At 65.4% G+C, this 23,486-nt stretch carries 10 protein-coding genes; 2 read left to right on the top strand and 8 right to left on the bottom strand.

Going from position 1 to position 23,486, the window contains the following annotated elements; genetic code table 11:
• Nucleotides 1-430 precede the first annotated feature (430 nt).
• Nucleotides 431-1,750 (top strand): YjgN family protein, encoded by a 1,320-nt coding sequence (locus U5822_RS08250; RefSeq protein ID WP_322855150.1) that lies wholly within the window; start codon nucleotides 431-433, stop codon nucleotides 1,748-1,750.
• Nucleotides 1,728-2,801 (top strand): M48 family metallopeptidase, encoded by a 1,074-nt coding sequence (locus U5822_RS08245; RefSeq protein ID WP_322855149.1) that lies wholly within the window; start codon nucleotides 1,728-1,730, stop codon nucleotides 2,799-2,801. Before U5822_RS08250 ends, U5822_RS08245 begins: the two co-directional genes overlap by 23 nt.
• 98 nt (nucleotides 2,802-2,899) lie before the next feature.
• On the opposite strand, the gene U5822_RS08240 is transcribed toward U5822_RS08245, so the two are convergent.
• The 8 genes from U5822_RS08240 to U5822_RS08205 form a co-directional block, all read right to left on the bottom strand.
• Nucleotides 2,900-4,492, bottom strand: a complete 1,593-nt coding sequence (locus U5822_RS08240; RefSeq protein ID WP_322855148.1) for an isocitrate lyase — start codon at nucleotides 4,490-4,492, stop codon at nucleotides 2,900-2,902.
• Nucleotides 4,493-4,713: 221 nt separating this feature from the next.
• Complete coding sequence (locus U5822_RS08235) at nucleotides 4,714-8,856, bottom strand: hypothetical protein (RefSeq protein WP_322855147.1); 4,143 nt, start codon at nucleotides 8,854-8,856, stop codon at nucleotides 4,714-4,716.
• A complete protein-coding gene (locus U5822_RS08230; RefSeq protein ID WP_322855146.1) occupies nucleotides 8,846-13,759 on the bottom strand; it encodes a hypothetical protein in 4,914 nt (1,637 codons plus the stop codon). The genes U5822_RS08235 and U5822_RS08230 overlap by 11 nt, the downstream gene beginning before the upstream one ends.
• Nucleotides 13,756-14,655, bottom strand: coding sequence for a hypothetical protein (locus tag U5822_RS08225; RefSeq protein WP_322855145.1), 900 nt, complete (start codon nucleotides 14,653-14,655; stop codon nucleotides 13,756-13,758). The genes U5822_RS08230 and U5822_RS08225 overlap by 4 nt, the downstream gene beginning before the upstream one ends.
• The gene (locus tag U5822_RS08220) at nucleotides 14,645-17,074 is read right to left on the bottom strand and encodes a hypothetical protein (protein WP_322855144.1); all 2,430 of its coding nucleotides are present in this window, start codon (nucleotides 17,072-17,074) and stop codon (nucleotides 14,645-14,647) included. Before U5822_RS08220 ends, U5822_RS08225 begins: the two co-directional genes overlap by 11 nt.
• Nucleotides 17,071-20,310, bottom strand: a complete 3,240-nt coding sequence (locus U5822_RS08215) for a poly-gamma-glutamate biosynthesis protein PgsC/CapC (RefSeq protein WP_322855143.1) — start codon at nucleotides 20,308-20,310, stop codon at nucleotides 17,071-17,073. The genes U5822_RS08220 and U5822_RS08215 overlap by 4 nt, the downstream gene beginning before the upstream one ends.
• Nucleotides 20,303-20,698 (bottom strand): response regulator, encoded by a 396-nt coding sequence (locus tag U5822_RS08210; protein WP_322855142.1) that lies wholly within the window; start codon nucleotides 20,696-20,698, stop codon nucleotides 20,303-20,305. Before U5822_RS08210 ends, U5822_RS08215 begins: the two co-directional genes overlap by 8 nt.
• Nucleotides 20,679-23,447 (bottom strand): hypothetical protein, encoded by a 2,769-nt coding sequence (locus tag U5822_RS08205; protein ID WP_322855141.1) that lies wholly within the window; start codon nucleotides 23,445-23,447, stop codon nucleotides 20,679-20,681. The genes U5822_RS08210 and U5822_RS08205 overlap by 20 nt, the downstream gene beginning before the upstream one ends.
• Between the last annotated feature and the right edge of the window lie 39 nt (nucleotides 23,448-23,486).

Below are 23,486 nucleotides of genomic sequence, written 5' to 3'. Positions count from 1 at the left end.
TCACCCAACCTGCGCTGTGCCGGACACCCCAGGGTTTTGACCCAATCGGGCTTTAGCGATTCCCGTGCCAGCTTTTACCAACCCATCGCAAACTTATGTTATTAAATGATTTTTCTGAAAACCGGTCGACTTAGAGGACCCATCAAGCGGAGGGTTCTGTTTCAGGGCTGAAACAGGGAAATGCCGACGGCACGGAGCTCCAAAGGGTTTCAGTTTCAATTTCAGAAAGTTAGATGGCACCAGTGGTGTTAAAAAAACCAAGAGGCAAACCGCTGGCACGCCCGTCACAAACCGATACATGAAATGCCAGATTGCTCACACCGCCGACATGAAACTCTGGTAATGTCGCGGAGTTACCGTCCTGTATCAGCACGGAAGCATCGGCGGGGCTGCGGCCCCGATGACCCAGGAAACGTAAAAAGGAGCACCCATGTCGACCGAGTCGTATCAAGTCGTCTTCACCGGTCAGGTCTTGGACGGATTCGAGGAAGAACAGGTCAAAACCAGCCTGCAGGATCTGTTCAATGCCTCCCGGGAACGGATCGAGCGCCTGTTCTCACCCTCCGCCTCGTCCACCATCAAATCCAACCTGAGCCACGACGAAGCGTTGATCTACCACCAGCGGCTGACGGCCGCCGGCGTCGAGGTCCGCATCACCGAACAGCCCCGCTCCGCGGTTCCGCCGGCCCCGGCATCGGAGCCGACGGCCGACACCCCGGCTGGGCCCGCCACACCCGACGCCCCCGTGGCCAGTGCCGGCACCGACGACCGGAAGCGAGCGCCACTGACGTTCACCGGCCGGGGCGGTGAGTACTTTGGCATCTGGATCGTGAACATCCTGCTCACCATCCTGACCCTGGGCATCTACTCGGCCTGGGCCACGGTTCGCAACAACCAGTACTTCTACGGCCATACCCGGTTGAACGACGCCAGCTTCCAGTACCTGGCCAGCCCGATCACCATCCTGAAAGGCCGCCTGATTGCCCTGGCCGTGTTGGTGGCCTACGTGGTGCTGTCCGAGCTGTTTCTTGAGGCGGCGATCGCCTTTGCCGTCGGTTTTGTGTTCCTGGTGCCCTGGATCATGATCCGCTCGCTTCGCTTCCGCGCCATCAACAGCGCCTACCGCAACATCCGGTTCGATTTTCAGGGCCGCTATGGCCAGGCCTTCATGGTGGCCTTCGTCTGGCCGCTGCTGAATCTGCTGTGCCTGCTGTTGCTGACCCCGCTGGTACTGCGCAAAACCCATCAGTTCGTGGCCGATGGCAGTCGCTACGGCACCACGGAATTTGAGCTGGCAGCGCCCAACAAGGCCTATTACCTGCTGTTCGGGAAGGCCCTGCTGCTGGCCCTGGGCTTCGGTGTCGCGGCCTGGGCCGGCGCGCGCTTTGCCTCGCCGGTACTCGGTGCGGTGATCGGCGCGGTCGGCTACCTGACTCTGTTCGGCTTCTTCATGGCCGGTGTCGCCAACCTGTTCCTGAATTCCACCCAACTGGCTGAGCACCACTTCGAATCCACCCTGAAACCCGGGCAGATGGTGTGGATCTATCTGAGCAACAGCCTGCTGGTGGCATTGACCCTGGGTCTGTTCACGCCCTGGGCCAAGGTGCGCATGGCGCGCTATCGGGCCGCCTGCACCACCATGCTGATTGCCGGCGACCTGGACCACTTCGTGGCGGCCGAGCAGAACCGGACCAGCGCCCTGGGTCAGGAGCTTGGAGACGCCTTCGATGTCGAATTCGCCGCCATCTGAGCTGGTCATTGAAGGGCAGTATTACTCCGGCGGCAGCTCACTCCGGGAGGACGCCCTGCTGCGTTCGTCCGGAGCGCTGCTGGAGTTGATCACCGCCTCGCAGCGACGGACCCTGACCTGGCAGGAGCTGACGATCTCGCCTCGGGTGGGCAACACCCCCCGATACCTGCACCTGCCGGAAGACGGTGTCTTTGAGACCACCGACAACGACCTAGTCGACGCCCTGGGGCGGCGCTCGGCCAGCGGCCGCTGGGGCCGTCTGCTGCATCGACTGGAGCATAACCTGGGCCTGATCCTGGTGGCCGCGGTGGTCACCCTCGCCGTGACCGCCGGAGCCTTTGTCTACGGCGTGCCCTGGACCGCCAAGGCCGTGGCTCACGCGCTGCCGGACAGCATCGCCGAGCAGGTCGGGGCAACCACCCTGGCGTCCCTGGACAGCACCTGGCTGGAACCCACGACCCTGCCTGAGCAGCGCCAGCAGGCACTGCGAGCCCACTTTGCACCGCTGCTGGAGCCGGTCTCGGGCCAGCGCCTGAACGTTCAGTTCCGGGACTCACCGGCCATCGGCGCCAATGCCCTGGCCTTGCCCGACGGCACCCTGATCTTCACCGACGATCTGGTGGCGCTGGCCCAACACGATGATGAGCTGCTCAGCATCCTGGCCCATGAGGTGGGCCACGTGGCCCACCGCCATGGCATGCAGGGCATGGTGCAATCGTCGCTGACCTTCTGGTTGATCGTGATGATGACCGGCGATCTGTCGGCCTTCTCGGACACCACCGTGGTCCTGCCGGCGGTGCTGATGAGCCTGTCCTACTCCCGGGACATGGAGCGTCAGGCCGATGACTATGCACTGGAAACCCTGCAGCTGCGGGGTATAGACCCCGCCCACTTCGCCAACATCATGGCCCGCCTGAGCGCCCAGGCCGAAAGCTCCGCCGCCGACACGGGCGACGACTCCGACGACCGCTGGGCGGCACTTGAGGACCTGCTCTCCAGCCACCCGGGGACTTCGGAACGCATCCGCCGGTTCCGGGAGGCCGCGCACTGATTCCCTGAATCGCAGGCACAAAAAAGCCCCGCCAATGGCGGGGCTTTTCTTTGACGTGACTCCCGGGCAAACCCGGGAGCGACAACCGAACCGGTCGATTAACCGAACTGGTTCATGGTGTTGTCTTTACCACCGGCCTTCAGGGCCGCGTCACCAGCGAAGAACTCCTTGTGGTCGTCGCCGATGTTGGAACCAGCCATGTCCTGGTGCTTAACGGTGGCGATACCCTGACGGATTTCTTTACGCTGTACACCCGCAACGTAGGCCAGCATGCCTTCGTCACCGAAGTAGCCCTTGGCCAGGTTGTCGGTAGACAGGGCCGCAGTGTGGTACGTCGGCAGCGTGATCAGGTGGTGGAAGATACCCGCTTCGCGAGACGCGTCACGCTGGAAGTTCTGACACCACTCGTCGGCCAGCTGGCCCAGCTCGGTGCTGTCGTACTCTTCGCTCATCAGCTTGGCGCGGTCGTAGGCAGATACGTCCTTGCCTTCTTCCTGCCAGGCGTCGAACACCTGCTGACGGAAGTTCAGGGTCCAGTTGAAGGACGGGCTGTTGTTGTAAACCAGCTTGGCATCGGGCACCACTTCACGGATGCGGTTAACCATGCCAGCGATCTGGCCAACGTGCGGCTTCTCGGTTTCGATCCACAGCAGGTCAGCGCCGTTCTGCAGGCTGGTGATGCAGTCGAGGACAACGCGGTCTTCGCCAGTGCCCGGCTTGAACTGGAACAGGCCAGATGCCAGACGCTTCGGCCGTACCAGCTGGCCGTTCTGCTTGATAACAACGTCGCCGTTGTTGATGTCTTCAGCCTTCTCGATCACTTCGCCATCGATGAAGCTGTTGTACTGGTCACCCAGGTCGCCCGGCTCTTCAGTTACGGCGATCTTCTGGGTCAGGCCAGCGCCCAGGGAGTCGGTACGGGCAACGATGACACCGTCGTCCACACCCAGCTCCAGGAACGCCAGACGAACAGCGTTGATCTTGGACAGGAAGTCAGCGTGCGGAACGGTTACCTTGCCGTCCTGGTGGCCACACTGCTTCTCGTCAGACACCTGGTTTTCGATCTGGATGCAGCAGGCACCGGCTTCGATCATCTGCTTGGCCAGCAGGTAAGTTGCTTCGGCGTTACCGAAACCAGCGTCGATGTCGGCGATGATCGGGACAACGTGGGTTTCGTGGTTGTCGATCTGCTTGATCAGCTCGTCGGCCTTGGCGTTGTCACCGGCGTTTTCGGCTTCTTCCAGGGCGCGGAACAGGTGGTTCAGTTCCCAGGCATCGGCCTGACGCAGGAAGGTGTACAGCTCTTCGATCAGGCCAGAAACGGCAGTCTTCTCGTGCATGGACTGGTCAGGCAGCGGACCGAACTCGGAACGCAGGGCGGCAACCATCCAGCCGGACAGGTACAGGTAGCGACGCTTGGTGGAACCGAAGTGCTTCTTGATGGACAGCAGCTTCTGCTGGCCGATGAAGCCGTGCCAGCAACCCAGGGACTGGGTGTACTGGGACGTGTCCTTGTCGTAGTTGGCCATGTCCTCGCGCATGATCTTGGCGGTGTACTTGGCGATGTCCAGGCCGGTCTTGAATTTGTTCTGGGCGCGCATGCGAGCTGCGTGCTTCGGGTTGATAGCGTTCCAGGTCGGGTGCTGCTTCAGGATGGAAGCAATCTGGTCAACGTCTTGTGCGTAGGGCATGGTCTCTATCCTTTCTACGTTGGTTTTCTAATTCGATGGAGCGGTGCGCGAAGCAAACTCCGAAGCCAGCATCCGCGATCCGTGTCACAGTCTGGTGCTGACGTTGACGACCACTTTAGTCCCTACGATTTTATAATTGAAATTTATATGATCTATATTCGGCATTTTTTCGGTGAATGCCAAAACCAACCCGGTCCGGGCGAATATTGCGCCACCGACGCTCAGGCAAAACCGGACCTGCCACGCAACAAACGCTCCTTGAGCCAGCCGCCTTTTTGCGACCGGTTGATCTGCTTCAACTCCAGCGCCGCCCGTTCATGGCTGATGCGCTGGCCGGCCAGGTCCCGGTAGATTTGCCCGACCCGTTTGCGCCGCCGGACCGCCGCGCCGGCATCGAGCACCGCTTCCAAGGCATCGATCAGCCGCTCGCCCCGGCTGCTCTCACGCTTGCTTGCATCGGCCCGTTGCAGACGATCGCGACACTGGTCCAACTGACTGCGGATCAACGCCAGTTCCGACTGGATAGCCTGGGTCTGATTGCCCGGCAGCTCCGCCGCCCGGGTCAGCAGCGGCGTCAGGTAGTCGAAATCCAGCCAGCCAAAATCCTCGACCGCGGCCAGGCTGCGGGCGGCCGCCAGGGCGCGTTCGGGATCGTCCGCCAGCAGTTGCTGGCCATCCTGGTAATGCCGGTCCCAGGCCTGCCATCGATAGATAAAGTCGAGCCCGGTGCCCTTGATGTTCTGCATCCCCATCATGTGGGTGTCGAGCCCCGGGGGCGTGGCATTGACCATGTCCCGGATCGACTGGTCGCCGGTGGCGTGACTGTTGGGCAGCACCACGATCCGACGCTCGAACCAGCCGGTGAGCGCCTGCTCGAGCTCGCTCGCGCCGGCGGACCCGGCAGCCAAGCGCTGCTGCAGGTCGCGGTAGTCCAACCATTCCTGGGCATCGGCCCGGCCCTGGGCCAGCACCGACCGGGCCTGCTCTGGCGCCAGGCCGGCCTCGTTGCAGTATATCTCCAGGGCGTCGATGTCGGTGCCATCGGGGGCGTCGGAGCCGGGTTCAAGCCCCAGCCCAGACAGCATGGCGCGGATACGTCCGGCCAGCATCGACTCGCTGGTGCTCACCCGCAATTGGTGGGCGTACTCGGCCAGTCGCTCGGCCAGCGCAGGGCCACTCTGTTGGGCAAAATTCTCGTTCCCGAGCCGGTCGACCCAGGCCTGATCGATGTAGGCCTTCAGCCCGTCCAGGTTGGTCCCGATCAGGAAGTGGCGGTCGGCGCTCAGGTCGTCCACCAGCATGCGGGCGAACACCTGGGATCGGGGGACCCGGTCGGCGCGGTTGTTGATCACCGTGACCACCCAGGCGTCCGGCTTGTCGGCCGGGTGGTACTGGTCAAACCGCAGGCGGCGCCAGTTCGCCAGGGCGGCGTGGCGCTCGTTCGCCGACATGCCGTTGATGAAGGTCAGGTGGCGGCCGTCCACGGTGACGCGCGGATAGATCTTGAGCACGCCCAGATCCGGTACCACCCGGTCTGCCATTTCCTTCAGGGCGTAATCCGGCTCCAGACCCAGTTCTTCGGCCATCCTCAGCACCAGGGCGATGTTGGAGGGGTGTTCCTCGTAGGGAAAACGCGCCAGCACATCGGCCGGCAGCAGCTCGGCGTCCAGGTCACTCACCTTGATGATGGCACTGCCCTTGTCCTGCGCCGCGGCGCGGAGGAACGGGAACATGTTGTGCTCGGTGGTGATCAGCTTGCTGCGTTTTGGCACGAACTTGCGCATGACCCGGGGAATCTCGATACCCGACGGCCCCTGAATGTCCTCGTGATCCGGGTAGCAGTTGGTGATGGTGGCCAGATCATCCCGCATCCACTGTTCCTGAAGGATCTGGACGTAGCGAGGCGTCAGCCCCATGCATTCCCACAGGAAGACATCGGCCCGGAACCGCGAGGCCAGTCGGACCAGATCCACCTGCTCCCAGATCGAGGCCTTGTCGTAGGGCCGAAACAGGAACATCTCCCGCAGATTGCCGTGCGCCGGGCTGTAGAGGAACATCGCCTCGCACCCGGTGGTTTTCGAGACCACACCCAGACCTTCGGCGTTGAATACCGCCGCTTTCAGGCGCTCGGTCCCGGACTTGCCCCGGGTGCCCCAGCCGCCGACGACCAGCGGCAGCGTGGCCCGGGCCTGTTTCATCTGGCGGCCAATGTAGACGTGCCGGCCGAAGAACACCGCCGCGGCGGCGCCGAGAAAGATCACCAGATGCTGCAGGTTGTTTTCGTAGACCGAGTAAAAATAGGTTTTGAAATCCGACCACAGCACCGGCAAGGGCGCAATGCTGGCCAGGCCCGGGAAAAACCGCCGCACCCGGGGGTCGGTCTGGTAGCGCTCGCCGGCCGGATCCCGATGGCCCAGCAGCTCGAACCGGAACCCCAGCTTCTCCAGTTCCGCCAGATAGCGCTCCGGCGCCTGGGCGCTGGACGAGCGCCAGTTGCGCATTCGGCTGAGACGGGCAAACCGCAGGGTGATCAGGCTGCGAGCCCGCAGCCGGGCGAACAGTCCCCGCGGCGGGTGGATGCGGGTAATGCCCTCCGGGGTGTAGATGTCCACAGGCCGGGTCGGCCAGCCCTGGTCCAGGGCCGAGAGCACCTGGTCCACCAGCGGCAGGTAGGGGCGCCAGTCGCCGTCCTCGGCCATGTGCACCGGCTCGCCGGGCACGGTGGTCTGGCTGAGTTCAGCCAGGTGCCAGGCCGGTGCCTGCAGGTGGCCGTGGAACACCCGCCCCTTGGTGTGGTTGTAGTTCTGCCGCTTGTCGCTGGCGCTGGTTCGAAACTCATGGAGGAGGCGCCAGGTCCGGAACTGGTATCGGGACCCGCTGGTCAGACGCAGCCGAGCGCCCCGGCGCCGGACGTCATAGCCGAAGCTGTCGCCCGCCAGGCTGGCGAAAAAGCGCCCCAGTTCCTCATCGCTGACGTTGTGCTGGAGCCGAAGCCGAGACCGCTGTTGCCAGTCCAGACTCTCAAGCAACTGGAACTTGGGCCATTGGGCCAGGGCTTGCTGGCCGGCCCACAGCCGTTCCCGGGTCTGGGCCGCGGCCCGGCGTATGGCGGTGTCTTGATGCTGCAGGTTCAGCCGGGTCAGCACACCGGCGACTTCGGTCAGCTGCTCGCCGGACAAGGCGCCCGCCTGCCCCAGTGCCACCAGGACCTCAAAGGCCGCGCGCGCGACCAGCCCGGGGCCGTCCGGAGTCAATTCAGCGGTCACCCGGGCCAGCGCCTGCGCCGGCGGACACAGATCCGATTCGATCAACACCGGCAGCACCTGCAGCACCCGGGCCCGGACCCGGTCGCATTGCTCCTGTTCGAGCAGCAGATCGATGAGCTGCCGGCCCAGTGCCCGCTCCAGAACCGGCAGCAACCGCACCAGACTCTGGCGCACGTGCTCGCTGGTGTCGGTGCAGGCCTGACGGAACAGCTCCTGGGCGTCAGCCTGGGCCTGAACGGTCGTCAGTACCTTCAGGGCGCGCGCCCGGAAGAAGATCTGATCGCCGGTCTCACCCCGGTTGAAACGTTCCTGAACGATGTCCAGGGCCGCACTGCCATCGAGCCAAGTAATGACATCCAACGCCTGCACCTGCAGCCAGACCGGCTGGGCCGGGTCGTTACACAGCCGATAGCAATATTGCAGCAGCTGCGGCTCGATATGCTCGCCGAACTCGCCGTCACTGACTGCCAGCAAACCGGACATCAGCGACAGCCCCGCCAGGGTGGCCCGATGATCCAGCTTGCTGGTGAGCAAACGTTCCATCAGCGCGTTGTTGCTGATGGCCTCGAGACTTGCCGACCGTTCCCGGCCCTGGGTGAACTGCCCGATGAAAAAGCAGATGTTGGCGTTCAGCCGGTGGACGCAGAAGGTCAGTAGTCGCTCCTGCTCACTGACCTTGCGCCGATACCGGTCCCGCAGGGCCGAGGCGTCCAGCCACCGGTCCAGGGCCCGACGATCGGCGCGCAGGCCTCGCCGGCTCTGGCCCAGTTCCGCGGCATAGGCCAGGCTGTGCTGGCGCCGTTCCAGTTCGCTGCTGGCGCCCTGGTACCGGGCGACAAAGGCCCGGTAACCAGCGTGCAACTCACCGAGACTGTCCAGGGTCTGGCTGACCCGATATTCCAGAAAACTGGCCACCTGCTGCACCCGCCACTGGGATGCCGCCAGCGTCTCTGGCCGGTTACCGGCCTGCTGCCAGCCCTGGAATTCCCGCTCGAGCTGGCGCGCCAGGTGGTCGTAGACCCGGCGCCATTCGCCCGCGAGCCCCAGCAGCATGTGTTCCCGGAGCGTCATGTCCGCCAGATCGGAGTTATTCGACATAGTTCAGCTCATTCGTGTCCACGGCCCGGGCCGCGTTGATTTCCTGCAGTGGGAAAAACGGGAAGCGCTCGGCCCGGAAGTCCTCAAGGCGCTTGGCTCCCGGATTGTCGAACCCGAGGGACAGCGCCAGGGCCGGCTGGGACTGATCCAGATCCATGCTCAGGTCGAACCCCAGGGACCAGCGCCGGCCGTGGCGTTCCCAGAGTCGCCAGTCGACGCCGGCACTCAGCAGCTGCTGAGTACCGGCGCCCGCGCGGTCGTCATCGGCCATCAACCAGCGCTGCTCCAGCCCCACATAGGTGCGGGTGTCCCGGTGCCAAAATTCGTCCCAGCGCAGTGACACGCCGAACCGGTCCGGGCTGAAATCCTCGTTGGTCCTGACGCCCACGACCGCGCGCCAGCGGCTGTCCTGCCAGGGCTGGTAGTTCAGGGCCTCCTGCCACTCCAGGCCATGGCGATGGTCGGTTTTGTACTCGGTAAACACGTCGTCATCGTAGGCCTGGCGCTGTGGGTTCGAACTTACCGACAGCCAGCGGCCGAACCCGGTCAGCTCACTGTCCAGACTCCAGTGGTAGGCCAGCGGGGTGTTGGCGTGCAACTGGGCCTGTCCGTACAGGCTGCCTGCGCCCTCTCGTGGCTGCCAGTAACCGCCGGCAAACAGATTCAGGCGCCAGTGCCGGTTGTCCGGTCGCAGGGTAAGCCATTGCTGACTCCCCAGCACCAGACTCTCGTCGCCACTGTGTTCACGCAGGAACAGATCAGACTGCCAGGTCCAGCGTGAAAACAGCGGTTGCTGCTGGTACCGCCAGCCCAGTTCCAGATAGCGCTCGGTCTGGGCGTCGGCGCCACCATCGAAATTCCGGCGCTGCGCCAGCTCGGCGTATGCGCCCTGGGTGCCGTCGTCACGAGTGGGCATGGCCAGGGCGTCCGACATCAACGCCTCCGGGCGCGCCACGTCCGCCTTCTGAACCGGCTCCGGCCAGGGCGACAGCACCGGGGTCGATACCGGCGGTGGAGCCGTCAGCTTGCCGGGCTGGTGCCGCAGGGCATAGACCCGGACATAGGGCCCACCCAGATCGCGTTGGCGCAACACCAGATTGCCGGCGGACGCCACGTACCGGTAGCGCTGGACCCGCTGCTGGCCATCGTAGACTTCCAGACGCAGCCAGGACGGTTGGTCGAGGTAAATGACCAGGGGCTGGCCCGGCAGACTGGTTTGGTAGGCCCGGCGCTCGGGCCGCTCTACCGGTTGCCAGGGGCCGTTGGCCGCCGCGCGCGCCGACAGTTGGGCATAAACCCAGTGCCGGCTGGTTGGCGCCACCAACTGCAGTTCAAGCTGGCTCGCGCCGGCCGGAAGTTGCATCTGCACCCGGCCACTGGGCGCGGCTTCGCTCAGGGTCTGGCGTGCGTACCACTGGCCATCAACCCGGACATCCACCGCCACCGGCGTCACCCGCTGGAAGCCTACCTTGTCTAGCCGCAGATCCAGACGATAGCGGCGCCGCTCGCCCTGGTTGATCTCGACCACGACCGGCTCAGGCCCGCTCATCGCCAGTTCCGAGGGCGCAGGCTGCTGGCTGAGCAGTTGCTGGCGCTGGCGCAGATAGGGCAAGGCCGGCGGCCAGCCACTGGCATCGAACTGGCGAATACCGGCGCTGTCGATGACCAGCTCCTCGCGCTCCCAGTAGTGGTCGGCATTGATCAGCGCCAGGCGCTGCTGAATGCCGGTGTCATCCGGATGCTGCGCCGCCAAGGCGTTGCTGCGGGCCACCAGCCCGGGATTCCGGGCAAAGCCGTCGGTCTTGAGCACCTGGTCCAGGTAACGGGCCACCACCACCGCGTCCTGGGCACGGTCCGGCGCCGGTGCGCTGGATGCGGCCGCCGGCGTTGGCGCGGGCGTGAACACCACCTCACCCCAGTCCGGCGCACCCTGGACCCTGGCAGCGTCATGCTCGCGCTCCCGGGCAAACTCGGCACAGCCCCCGACCCAACCCCGGGATTCTGTGCCCTCGGCCCAGGGCGGTGCGATCAGGGGCACCGGGATCGGCTGCTGACGGTCGCTGATCGGTTCCGGCCGGGCGCCGGCGCCAAAGCAGTCCCGGTTCTGCGCCGACAGGTAGCTGGCGGCAAACATCGCGGAGGTCTCGATCTCGGCCTGCACCAGGGCGCGGTGCTGCTCCGGGGCCACGCTGAGCTGGTGTTGGCCCGGCCCCAGTTCCAGTTCGACCTGTGCCAGGCGGCCAGGGAACTCGGTGTCGGAACCGATGATCCGATGCCGGTTGAAGACACCGCTGTTGAGCACGGGAAACCGGTAGGCCCGGCCGTTGTGTCGGACCCTGAGCCAATCGTTGAGCCGGCTGTCGCGCTGCTGATGCAGCAGCCGGGCGTTCAGGCGCAGGCGCACAGGCCCGGTGACGGTCAGGGCCAGCGGCCGGTCCGGCGCCACCCGGTAACGCTGGTAGAAACGATCCAGGTCCGGGTTGTACAGGTTGACCCGGTCCAGCTCCCCGGCAAAACCCCCAGGCCAGTCCTGCCAGCGCCAGCGGCCGGGATAGCGCTCATGAAACTGTCGCAGCCAGGCCGAGGCGGTGAGGTGCTCGCGCTCCGGCAGACTGGCCCAAAACGCCAGGACCGGAGGCGCCACCGACTCGTCCTGGGGCTCCGGCGCTACGTTGTAGTGTTCGGCCAGATACAGCTGACGCCAGCCCGAGCGCTCCGGTGCCGGCAAATCCTGGGTCAATTCGTGCAGGGTCAGCGGCCAGTCCGCCTGTATCGCCAGTCGCATTGCCTGCTCCCGCAATTGCACCTGCTGGCCGGTGTAGCGCCCGGACCGGTACAGGACCAGGGCCAGTTTGAGCGCTTCGGTATCGAGCCCCTGGCGCTCCAGCATCAGCGCCAGCTCGGGCAGCACCCGATCGTCATCATGGTGCAGAAACGCCGTCGCCAGCAGGCTTTCCAGTCCGTACTGATTGTCCTCGCGACGCCAGGTCTGGGTAAGGAACCGGTAGGCCCGGCCCCGAACCCGGGCACTGTTTGAATACACGTACAGGCCCTGGGCATAGCTGACCGCCAGGGTGTCTTCGCCACTGGCCACCAGCCCGTCCAGATTGGCCAGGGCCTCGGCGTCTGAGGGCACCTTGAACGCCGGCGACAGATCGTCGATGAAGCTGTGGTAGCGACTGTTCAGCCAGTCTCGCAGGAACTGACTGTCCCGCCACAGCGAGGCTGGCACCGGTGCCTGAGCGTCGGTTTGTCCCGGAACCGGAGCACGCCAGCTGCGGGCCAAGCCCGCCATGTCCGACGCCCTCAGGAAGTCCCAATATTCCGGTTCGGTGAGGGCCGGGTGACGGCCTTCGCGCACCGTCGCACGGGCCCAGGTGGCGCCTTCCAGGGCTTCGATCCGCACGGTCGACGTACCCTCCGGCAGATCCAGGGTCAGGTCACCGGTCATGACCTTGGGCGCGGCGGTCGGCAGCCCCTGCTGCGCCTGGCTCTGACCAGTCAGTCGCAGCTGGCCACCGTGCGCCAGGGTGGCGTCGGAGAAGCGCAGCAGCCACTGCCGATCGCCGGCGCTCAGCCTCAGGCTCGCGGACTGCTCCGGATACGCCAGGGTCAGTCGCAACTCGGTCGGGCCCGGCGTTTCCGGCAGGGCCAGGGTCAGGGGCCGATGGGCGACCTGGAAGAAGGTCTCCGGTTCGAGGTCAACCGGGCCTGGCGGCACAAAGCGCAGCTCGTCATCGGGCGTGAGGTTCAGTTCCGCGGTCTGCGCCACCAGCCGTTTCTGGGGGGCGCCCTGGTCCGGCCACAGGAGCCGGTCCTGGGTGTAGCTCAAACTGAAGCGGTTGTTCAGAAAGCCACCCGGCCAGCCCGGGGCGGCCTCGGAATCGAAGCTGGCAGCCGCCAGATGGGCGGCGCCGGCGCCCTGTTCAAGCACCGCTTCCGTGGCCCGCTGGCGCTGGCTTTGCTGGAACAGCAAGCGGTCGCGCAGGATCGCCTCGGTTTCACGCCAGGGCCGCTCCGACGCCGACGAACTGATTCGGTCGGGCTGGGCCTGCAGCAAGGCCAGCAACAAGTCGTGATCGGCCTTGAGGGTGACCCGGTGGTCGCCTTCCGGCACCCAGAGGTACAAGCGCTCGGGCTGACTCAACAACAGCGAGCGCCGCTTCAGGTGATAGACATGATCGTTGTCGTCGGCGAAATGCAGGTAATGGCGCTCAAGCGGTTCGTCGTCCAGACCGACAGCCAGTCGATGCCGGCGGGCATCGGCCAGGTCGTTGCGAACGTCGCGCAGCTCGACGGCAAACAGACCCGGGCCCTGCACCCGGAACTCGTGGGGCTCGGTGTGGTGCAGCCAATGGCCACGCTGCAGGGCCTGTTGCGGGTGCTGGCCCACCGTCACCTCGGGCAGGCCCTCGATGGACCGGGGATGCCAACGGAAGGCTTCCGGCGTCGGCACCCGTCGACCTTCCGCCACCTGGAATTGCAGCGGTTCGGCGCCGGTGTTGGTCAGCCAGATTTCCCGGTCCGCCGGCAGGGGCGCCGTGCTGGCCCGGCTGCCGTCGACCGCCAGCCGGGTCAGGGGCAGCGGCTGAAACCAGCCACCGGTCCGGGACTGCAGCACCTCCAGCGCGGTTAGGGACGAGGTTTCGCCCCAGGGCCGCAGGCGCAGGTAGCGTCCGGACTCGACCAGAAACCGGGCGCCCTGCCCCGGCTCCAAGGCGGTAATGGCGCCGGCACTGGCGACTTCGTTGCCGGGCACGGCGCCCTGAAAAGGCCGGACAATCTGCCAGACCAGGGGCGCGCGCTGGTCGGGTCCAACCAGTTCGTTATCCACCGCCAGTCCGGCCTTGGCTGGCAGCACCAGCAGGCAGCCCAGCAGCGCCGGCAGCCACCGAGGCATCATGGACGACCGCCCGCCAGGGCCTGAACGCAGCCACTGAAGCGATCAAACTCGGCACGATCCACCCGCAGCCGGTCCCGCAACGGCCGCGACAGCTCCAGGTGCACAAACCGGTTGTTGCCCAGGCGCCGGAGCAACGCGCCCTGAACGTTGGTGGTGCCGCCCAGCTCCCCGACATCCACCGGGTAGCGCAGTACCTGCCAGCGGCCGGATTCGGCAAAACAGGCGGCGAACTCGGCGGCCTGGGGCTGCAGCCAGCGCTGACCGCTGCTGACAATCAGGTCGGCCCGGCGCCCTTCCGGCGATTTCCGTTTGCCGGCGGCAAAGCCATGCAACTGGACCACCGCGGCGTCCGGGCGGGTCTGATTGAAGGCGCGAGTCAGGGCATCGAACACCGTGCCCTCCAGGTGGGCCAGATCGGCCTTGCCACTGCGATGCCGGATGGGCGTGCGCCGATGGGCACTGTTCAGTGCCAGCACCGAGCCACGGCCGGCCAGAAACAGATTCAGCGCCAACTCGCCGGAGTGCCGGTCGAAAAACTGATGCGGGGCCTGCACCATCAGCGGCGAGTCGGACGTCAGCCGGAACAGATAGTGTCCCAGCCCGCGTTCGTCGGCGTCGGTCAGCAGCAGCACGCCATCATCCAGCTGATGCCAGCCGAAACCCACCTGCTCCAGCTGAGAACGCACCGAATCCAGGTCCCGGTCGTCGTCCCGGCTCAACAGGGTGCGAAACTGCGCCTCAAGTTCAAGCAGGACCTCGGCGTCCAGCACCAGATACCGGTCCGACTTGCGCTGCAGGGCGTCCCTCAGGTCGCCAGGCTCCATCGCCAGGGCGGGCCAGGCCGCCAGCAGCCCCAGCAGCACACAACAGGCTTTCGATGCGAACTTAGTGGCCATCCAAGGATCTCCTGAAGAAACGGTATGTCTGTCGCTGCCCTTCCCGAACCGTGTACGCGGACACCAGGCCCCCGGCCCGATCGGCTCGGACCGAGATCCGGTAGCGCCCGGGCGGCATATCCTCGCCCAGTGGCAAGGCGACACTCATGGGCGCGGCCGCGGGCTGGGACTGGGTGCCCAGCACCAGCGTGGTCCGCTCCTGCACCTCCAACTCGAACCGGCGCTTGAGGACACTGTAATCGGTCAGCAACCCCGTCGCCCGCCGGTCCGCAGCAACCGCCACCTCGACCGCAAACCGGTCCACCCCGGGCGGCGCCACCACGTCAAAGTTAACCACTTCCCGGGCCTCGGTCTTGTCCAGCTCGAAGGTCAGGCCCGCGCCGTCCAGGCTGTAGACGGAGCGCTGCAGATAGCCGGCGCCGACCGGCGGCCGGTTGTGATTGAGAAACCACTGACCGTCCCCCTGCACTTCAATCCGGTACTGGCCGGGCGCCACCACCGGCAATGAAAACCGGCCGGTACGCCCGGCGATGCCTCGCCTGAGCCAGACGGCCCCGTCCTTGAGGACCGTAACCGTGGTCGGCTGCGCCCCGTTGCGCTGATAGATCAGCTCGGGCCGGAACGGGAGACCGGGGCTCGGCGGCACCAACTCCAACGAGACCGCGCCCTCGGGCAAGGCGCGAAACACACTGCCGACCGCCGTGTCCCGCAGGGGGCCACTGAGCTGGTGCGGGAACAGCACGTCCCGTTGCAGGCTGGCGCCCTTAATGTCCAGGCCCTGCCAGTCGTACTGACCGCTGAGCAGGGCCTCATTGCGCTCGATCGGCTGGAAGAACCACTGCAGGGAAACCGGACCCTGGCCACTGGCTGCAGTCGCCACGGGGTTCATCAGGAACCAGCTCGGCACCCGATCGCCGTAGCTCTGCCACGGCCGGCGCGATTCGGGCAATGCCCGAACCAGGGGTAGACTGGCCAGTCTGGTATAGCCGGTCACCAGCACCGGGGTGTTGCTGATCACCGCGACCTCGGCCGCCCCCGAGCTGGCTTCCAGGAACAGGCTCTGGCCTTCCGATACCCCGCTGTCCGACGCGTCCTGGCTGAAACGCTGGTAAAAGCTGGGGGCCGGCGTGATCGACTGTTCGAAGTTTTGCAACACCGTGCCGTCGGCAGCCCGGATCTCGAGGCGCACGCGCGGGTCCGGACCGGAGCCGGCCCGCTGCGGGTGACTGAAGGTTCGAACATCCAGGCGCACGGGCTGGGGTTCGGCGCTGTCCGGATCGAGCGCAAATCGAACCGGTTGGTCGGCGGCCACCGGGTGCGCCAGGAGGTAGCGTTTGTCCGGTGTCACATCGGCGCCGGTAGTGACGTCAAACAGCCGAACCGTCACCGGCGCACTGGGGATCAACTGCAGCAGCCCCGGTTCCAGGTCGCCGGTCCAGGTCAACCGGGGCGCGGTACCGGTGAGCAGCTGTTGCCGGGTCTCCAGATCCTGGTTGCGCTGGTGCGCCAGACTCACGTTGACGTCGGTCACCAACGGGTCGGCGGACTGAATCTCCAGCCGGTAGCTACCGTCATAGTCCACGGGCAGGGTGACCCACTTGTTCGGATCGGCGTAGAGCCCGGGCGGCAGCGCCTGCTCCGCCTCGGCCGGCGGCGCCGGTGGCACCGACAGGGTGTACAGGTAATCGCTGGCGAAATCATCACCGGCGACCCCTTCCGGCCCCAGGGGAACCCAACGCAACTGCAGGGCGTTCTCGATTTCGAACGAGCTGACCAGATGCGGCGGATAGACGTGCGGCCTGAGCAGGCGGTCGCGGGTCTCCGGCTTCAGTCGGGGCCAGAGTCGTCCGACTTCCTCCCGGGAGCGGGTTTCGCGGCCGGTGACCTGCACGCCGACCCGGTTCCGGGGCTCGGGCAGATACGCCGCACGCAGCTCCAGAGTGACCGCCCCCGTCAGCGCCGACAGGTCAACGAACAGGTTTTCCGGGGCGCTGGCCACCAGGGTGGGGTCGTCGTAAAAGCGCGCCGGGAACTCACGGCCATCCGCCAGCGGCCGGGGCGGCAGGGTCACCGCCTTGTAATGGTAGCGCCCGGACGTCAGCACCTCGCCATCCCTGGCCAGCACCCGGTAATCCAGGGCGTAACGCACCAGCGATTCGTCCGTGTTCTGCTCGGGCTGCATCTGCAGGTGCGACAGAATGCGCAGGGTCGGGGTGTTCTCGGCCAGCGAGAAGCGCAACCAATCCGCGGACTCGAGCCAGAAGACGGTGCTCTGCTCCGCCTCCTCCGGCAGGTTCGCCCGTTGCGGGCCTGAGGCCCAGAACAGGCCGGTCACCGGCGCCAGGACATAACGCTGGGCCAGCGGCCACACCAGGAAAACCACCAGCGCCAACAGGCACAGTCGGCCAAGCAGCCTCATGGTTCTGCTCCCCGGCCGACCAGGAAGGCCTGGCGCCTGCTGCTGAATTGGCGCACGGCGTCCGCCAGCTCAGCGGCGTCGACCCGGTCGCCATTGATCAGCGCTCGCTCCTCGTTGCTCGGTTGCAGGTTCGCGACTGCAACCACCTGGCTGGCGGCGTTCTGGACCAGCACGAAAGCCTGCTGGCTGTTCAGGTCCACCAGATGACGGAAAGCCAGGTTCGGATGCTTATGCACCAGAGTGTGCAAAAAGCTGATGTTGCCGCTGCGCCGATAGTCCGCCAGCGTTGCCATCAGCTCCTGCGCCTGCCCTGGCGCCAGATTGGCCAGGCCCTGGCGCCGGATGTAGCCAGGCAGGGAGGCAAGCTCGCTGGGCAGCCCCAACGCTTTGAACTGGCTTTCCTGCTGGCGGTCGTTCTCCCCGGAACGGAACAGCCGGCGGGTGTCCGGGGTCAGCCAGAGACTGGTCAAGTCCTTGTTGTCGGCCAGCCGCAGATACAGACTCTGGGCATTGAGCGGTGTCTCGTACCCCAGGGTCGACAGGTCACCCTGGACCCGGGCGACGGTCAGCCCGAACTGGCCCAGGGTCGATTCGATCAGGGCCCGGCGCGGCTGGTTGTCCAGTCCGTAATAGGACGACACCACGACATCGGCGGCGCTGTTCGCCAGGGTCCACGAATCCCCTAGGCCCCGCATCTGAACGGTTTCCATCGGCTCCGATCCGGATTCACGCTGCCAGACCTGGTGCACCAGGTTGAACAGATTCTGCTGATTGGCCGGGTGGGCCACGTCGGCCCGGCCGTCGGCGTTGGCGTAGGGGTGGGTACCGGCAATCATCAGCGTCCGGGCGCCGCTTTCCTCGAAAAAGGTGGCGCCGAATTCGAAGGTGTTGAGTTCGTACAGGGGCCGGGGCACCTGGACCATCAGGGGCGCCGCCTGCCCGACCCGAAACACGTAGACACCCCAGTAGCGCGCCGGGTTATCCAGCCCGGGGCCGGGCTCCAGGATCAGGTAGTTGGCCTGGGTTTCAATGTGCTGGTACCGGGAAATGCGGTAGCCCTGGCTCTGGGCCAGCACCGACAGCCGCACCAGCTGGGGCTCGAAGCGGGGCTCCCACCCCTGGCGCAGGTCGGTGTGGATCAGCTCGAACAGGGGCTTGAGCACCAGCTGGTCAAAAAACGCCAGGGTACCCAGATCCGGCGCCTGGAAGGCGTTGGTTCCCGCCCGGGCAATGAGGGTTTTGTTGTCGCTCAGCCAGCGCTGCAGGTAGCCATCAATGCGTTCGTTCTGCAGCTGGGTCTGCAGCCGGTACTGATCGCTGTAGGCAATCCAGCGCCTCAGGTCCCCGGCGCCGATGAACAGCTCGGCAAAGCCGCCCGCCACCGCATCCCGCTGCCGGTTGTTGAGCGGCGACGGCCGCCAATTCACTTGTAGTTGCTCGGTGCGCTCCTTGATGTCCCGAAGGTTCAGCCCCTCGGGCAGACTCTGCTTGATCCAGAGCATGGACTGCTGCACCCGGGCCTCCAGGCTCAACCCCTCGGTCCGCAGCCCCAACAGGGGCCGGAGGTTGGCTTGGGTGTAGTTGCGCAACTGCAGCACGTTGTCGTCGGCAAAGGTGCGGTGGAAGGCCTGAAACACCGTGGCCGGATTCAACAGCGCATCGCCGGCACCGTCGGCACTGGCGAACCGCCGGGATCCGGCCATGGCCAGCGCCCGGGGACGATCCTGGACAAACATCCAGAGCCCGGCCTCGGCCGCCGCACTCTCGTCCAGGGGGGCGGGCACCTGCACCATCAGCGGGATGTCCGGCGCCAGGTTCAGAAAATAGGCGCCCCAGCCCCGTTCGGGCTTGGCGTCGAACACCGCCAGGATCTGCTCGTTCACCAGCGCCAGCTGAAAGCCGTTGGCGGCGAGCAAGGCGTTGCCCCGGGCCAGGGCCTCGGAATCGCTTTGCTCACTGAACCGCCGAAGCCAGGCAAAGCCGGCTTCGATGCGATCCAGCTCCACCGGCGTGGGCGCCTGGAACAGCGCCTGGTTTTCCGATTCGTACAGGTCCGCGTACCGCCGATGCAGATAGTCCAGGGGCTGGGCGCTGGTCACCCGCTCCACCCGGACCCGTTCGTCGATCGGCACCTGGGCGAAATCCCGCTCGGGAATCAGGGTCAGGCCGAAGCCAATGACGCTGGCAACCACCACCGCCACCGCCGAGGTTTGCAGCGATGCCCGCGTCACCAGCGCAGGCATTTCCTTCTGGTGCATCTTGAGCGCAATCAGGGTGGCCAGCAGATAGCCAAAGCCGTAATAGTCGGTGATCTTGGCCTGGGGCAGCCACTCAATCAGGGCGAAGCCCAGGATCATCTTGTAGCCAAAGCTGATGGTGAAGAACAGCAGCAACAGCCGGGCGCCTTCGATATTGCGGTGCCGCAGCAAAGGCACCGTCAACAGCATTCGGGCCAGGAAGAAGATGACGAACGTTTCCACGAAGGTGGCAAGCAGCTTGAACGGCTGATACCACTGCAGCGCCAGCAGGGAGGGCACCAGAATGCCGTTGTATTCCCAGCCGTAGCGAATGTTCATCCGCGACGCCAGGAACGCCGACACCAGCAGGATGATGTAGGCCTTGGGACTGGCGAGGATGGAACTGGCCAGGTCCTCGTACATGTAGCTCAGGGTGTTGATGTTGAAGTTGGTGAACTCCATGAGCACGAAGCGCACCAACACGTAGGTCAGGCCCAGGTAGAGCGCCAGGGAGACGGCGCCAAACCGCAGTCCGCCGTTCCAGAACTGGTTGGCGATCAGGGCCACCACGATCAGCCCGAAGCTGTGCAGGTTATTGCGTACGCTGTAGTCGATCCCCTGCTCCGCCAGCACGCCCTCCAGCCAGGGGAAGGCCGCGCCGTCGAACACCAGGCGCACCAGAATGCTCAGCAGGATCAGGGCGAAGAAGCGGTCACGACCAAACAGCTCGGCGTAGCCCAGGGCCTTGGGCAGCTGTTCCGCCAGCAGGCGGGCCAGCAAGTAGGTGACCACCCCCTCGAACAACACCACGTAGCCACTGATCGGGCGCACGATCAGCAGGGGAATGACGTAGCCCGGAACCACCAGTCCCGACAGGGTGGTGCCAAACCGCAGGTTAAGGAACACCACCACGCACACCCCCACCCAGACGGTGGTGATGACCGAACTGGACAGACCGCCAGTTGGAAACAGCGCGAGGGGGAACAGGCTATCAAGCATCCAGAGAGTCCAGGGTCTCCAGAAGTTGGTCGATTTTGTCGTCGGTCAGGGGTTTGCGGATCACGCCCAGGAGGTTGTAACGGTCGAGCACCCCGCCGCTTTGCTGGGCACTGGTGCCGGTAACCACCAGCACCGGCAGGCCCGGCCGCTCCTGCGCCAGCCACTCGATAAGCTTGGTGCCGTCCATCTCGGGCATGGCCAGGTCGGTTATGACCGCCGCCAGCTCCGGATGCCGCTCGACCTGGTCCCGCGCTTCCACGCCATTGCTGGCCGCCAGTACCGACCGGCCGGTACTGGCGAGCAATTCCTCGATCAATTCGAGGATCAGCGAGTCATCCTCAACGATGAGGATGGGGCCCGGTGTCTTGTCAGCTGTTGTCGTTGTCATGACCACTCTGCATTTGGTTTCCTACAGGGCCATGTCCCCGTTCGGAGAGAATGTGCTCATCCCTGAACCCCAAGGTCGAGAAGTCCATCTCCAGACGAAAACCCTTGCCAACCCGCGTACTGACCTGAGCTCGTCCGCCCCAACTTTCGAGGGACTTTAGCATACCCATGGTCTCTTCCAGCGGATCATCGCTGTCCACCAGATCGGCCACGGATTGGTTCCAGATCCGGTCGAGGGTCTGCTGGGGCAGACCATAGCCTTCGTTGCTCAACACCAGGCGCGCCTGTTGGCGCGGCTCCAGATGCTCGCTCAGGGTGATGAACAATCGCCCGTCCGGCGTTGCATCCTTTAAGAGTAGCACCAGCACCCGGTCCAGGACCCGGGACAGGACTTCGGCGTCGGCCCAGATCAGGGACGGCGCGTAGGGCCAGTCCGAGGCCAGGTCGATGCGTTTTTCGTTCAACGGCGACTGATTGCGCAACAGCGCATCCTCCACCAGCCGGACCAGGTTGACCGGGGTGGTGGACGCCAGCCTCAGGGCCTCCCGCCGGTCTTCCATCTGCTCTTCCACCTGGGTCAGGGCCTTTTCAATGCCTTCGACCGTACCGCGCAGGGCCGACAGCACCCGCTGGCCGGAGGCCAGGGGCGTCAGCTCCGGCGCCGCCAGCCGCGCCGCCAGCGTGGCCCGGGACAGTCGATCCCGGATCGCCAGCGCCAACTGGTGCAGCAGGTCATCCCGAAAGCCCAGGGCCTTGCGGGTGTGGCTCATATCGACCAGCTCGAACGACAGGCCAAGCAGTTTGAACGGCATGAACAGACCGGGCCCCGTGCGGCCATCCGGCCGGTCACTGTGCTCGCTGATGGGACGGATGAGCAGAATCAGGCCCTGGTAGCCATTGATAGGTTTTACCGGCAGACGCACCAGTGCGCGCTTGAGCGTGGCATGACGAAGCTGGCGCCGGGCATCATCCTGGGTCAGGTCACACAGACCGCAGAGGAAATCCAGGGCGGTCATCCGGTACACCGACAGCTTGGCCTCGCCGGCAATCTCCAGGGCCCGGGCGTTGACCTGCAGCACCTGGCCGAAGAGGTCGTACATGATGGCGCCGGTATCGAGGTTGTCGAACATGGCCTCCAGCGACAGCAGCCGGTTGCCCAGCAGTTCCTGGGCCGAACGCAGCTGCTCATGGGGGGTGCGACCCACGTTCAGGGCCAGGATCCGTCGGCCGAGGCGGCGCTGACGCGCCCGCTCGCGCTCCAGCTGCTGCCGATGGTAGAGCAGTTCACTGATTTGGCTGGCGAAACTGGCGATGTTGTTTTCGAAGGCTTCCTGGCTCCAATTTTCCTCCGGCACCACCGACAGCGCCCAGAACCCGAGCACTTCACCGGCATAGATCAGCGGCGTCAGGTACTCCAGCTCCTGATCGCCCTTGCGCTCCAGAAACGCCCGGCGCAACTGCAGCGCGCCCCGGTGCTGCAGCGCATCGCTGTAGGGGGTGCGTTCATAGTCCCGGCGCTGCTCGGCAATATCGTCAATGCTGCAGTTCAGGGCCTGGATCTCCCGCACCCGGTGATCGCCGGACACCCGTTCGAGCAGGATGGTCCGGCTCAAGTTGAGCTGCTGGTTGATGAACACCACCAGCTTGGGCCAGGGCGATTCGCTGTCATTGAACGCCTCCGGCACGTACCGTTCGAACAGCGCGGAATGGGTGATGCCGAGCATGGTGGTCAGGGTCTTGGCTTCGGTGTACCGGCGGGCCTGATACACAAACAGCAGTGACACCAATTGTGCGGCGGTGACATCCGCCACCGGCGGCAGCGTGTCAAAGGCCTCGAGCAACCACCAGCCCAGCAGCCCGAAGCCGACCACCACAACCAGGGAATACAGAGCGCCGTTTACCACCGACAGCCATTGGAACACGAACAGGTTGAATAGAAAGATAAGGCCGACCACCAGCCCGATCCACAGGGGCGCGGGGAATCTCAGCTCGGCATCGGCAGCCACCGTGGCCCAGGCCAGGCCCTGGATCTGCAGGTTGTTCAGAGGCTCGGCGGCGCCGGGTACCTGATAGCCCGGGGAGGCTGTGGGGTCGGCAGTTGCCATCAGGACCACCCGCCCCTGGACCAGCTCGGGGATGACTTCCCCGGCCAGGATCTGGCGTTGATTCAGGGTCGGCAGACCGTTTTCCAGGAACGCGAAGTTCAGTGCCACGGCATCGGCCAGGTCACGCTCGCCGCCCTGCACCGTGACAAACCAGGCGGGGATGGCCGTGGCCTGGTTGATGCCTTGATCGACGAACCCTGCCGGAACCGCTCGAAAATAGCCCGCATCGAACTGCGGGGCGGTGACCCAGGAGGTTCTTGCACCCTGGAACAGCCAGGCCTCGCCCTCCGGCACCTGAGTGCCGTATTCGCCGGCAAAGCGGGTCACCAGCAGCGCATCGGTCGCCAGCGCCGCCGCCTGCGCGGACGGTGGCTGGGCCGGAGGCAGCAGCACCGACGCTCGAGCGCCCAACGCGTCCAGTTCCGACACCAGCGTCGACAGCGCTTGCGGCTGCACTGATGGTCCGTCCAGCTCCACCAGCAGCACCTGTGGGTCGGCCTCGGCCGCCACCAGACCGCTGTTGAACAGCCAGTCACTGAAGGTCAGGTTGCCGTTGCGCCACACCCCGGAGACCGACAGGGCAACCAATAGGGCCAGGAGCAGCAGACTTGCAATGATCTCGCGCCAGTTACGAATGTTGGGCATGCTAGAAACTGCGTTGTTGAGTGAATCGATGAACGCCGA

The sequence above is a fragment of the Marinobacter qingdaonensis genome (assembly GCF_034555935.1).
In the GTDB taxonomy this organism is placed as follows: domain Bacteria; phylum Pseudomonadota; class Gammaproteobacteria; order Pseudomonadales; family Oleiphilaceae; genus Marinobacter; species Marinobacter qingdaonensis.
This window is presented reverse-complemented; position numbering and strand designations above follow the sequence as displayed.

Bases quoted from the DNA above. Each gene is read 5' to 3' on its own strand.
- U5822_RS08245 (WP_322855149.1), top strand. From the start codon at position 1,728: ATGTCGAATTCGCCGCCATCTGAGCTGGTCATTGAAGGGCAGTATTAC.
- U5822_RS08225 (WP_322855145.1), bottom strand. From the start codon at position 14,655: ATGGCCACTAAGTTCGCATCGAAAGCCTGTTGTGTGCTGCTGGGGCTG.
- U5822_RS08230 (WP_322855146.1), bottom strand. From the start codon at position 13,759: ATGATGCCTCGGTGGCTGCCGGCGCTGCTGGGCTGCCTGCTGGTGCTG.
- U5822_RS08215 (WP_322855143.1), bottom strand. From the start codon at position 20,310: ATGCTTGATAGCCTGTTCCCCCTCGCGCTGTTTCCAACTGGCGGTCTG.
- U5822_RS08250 (WP_322855150.1), top strand. From the start codon at position 431: ATGTCGACCGAGTCGTATCAAGTCGTCTTCACCGGTCAGGTCTTGGAC.
- U5822_RS08205 (WP_322855141.1), bottom strand. From the start codon at position 23,447: ATGCCCAACATTCGTAACTGGCGCGAGATCATTGCAAGTCTGCTGCTC.
- U5822_RS08210 (WP_322855142.1), bottom strand. From the start codon at position 20,698: ATGACAACGACAACAGCTGACAAGACACCGGGCCCCATCCTCATCGTT.
- U5822_RS08220 (WP_322855144.1), bottom strand. From the start codon at position 17,074: ATGAGGCTGCTTGGCCGACTGTGCCTGTTGGCGCTGGTGGTTTTCCTG.
- U5822_RS08235 (WP_322855147.1), bottom strand. From the start codon at position 8,856: ATGTCGAATAACTCCGATCTGGCGGACATGACGCTCCGGGAACACATG.
- U5822_RS08240 (WP_322855148.1), bottom strand. From the start codon at position 4,492: ATGCCCTACGCACAAGACGTTGACCAGATTGCTTCCATCCTGAAGCAG.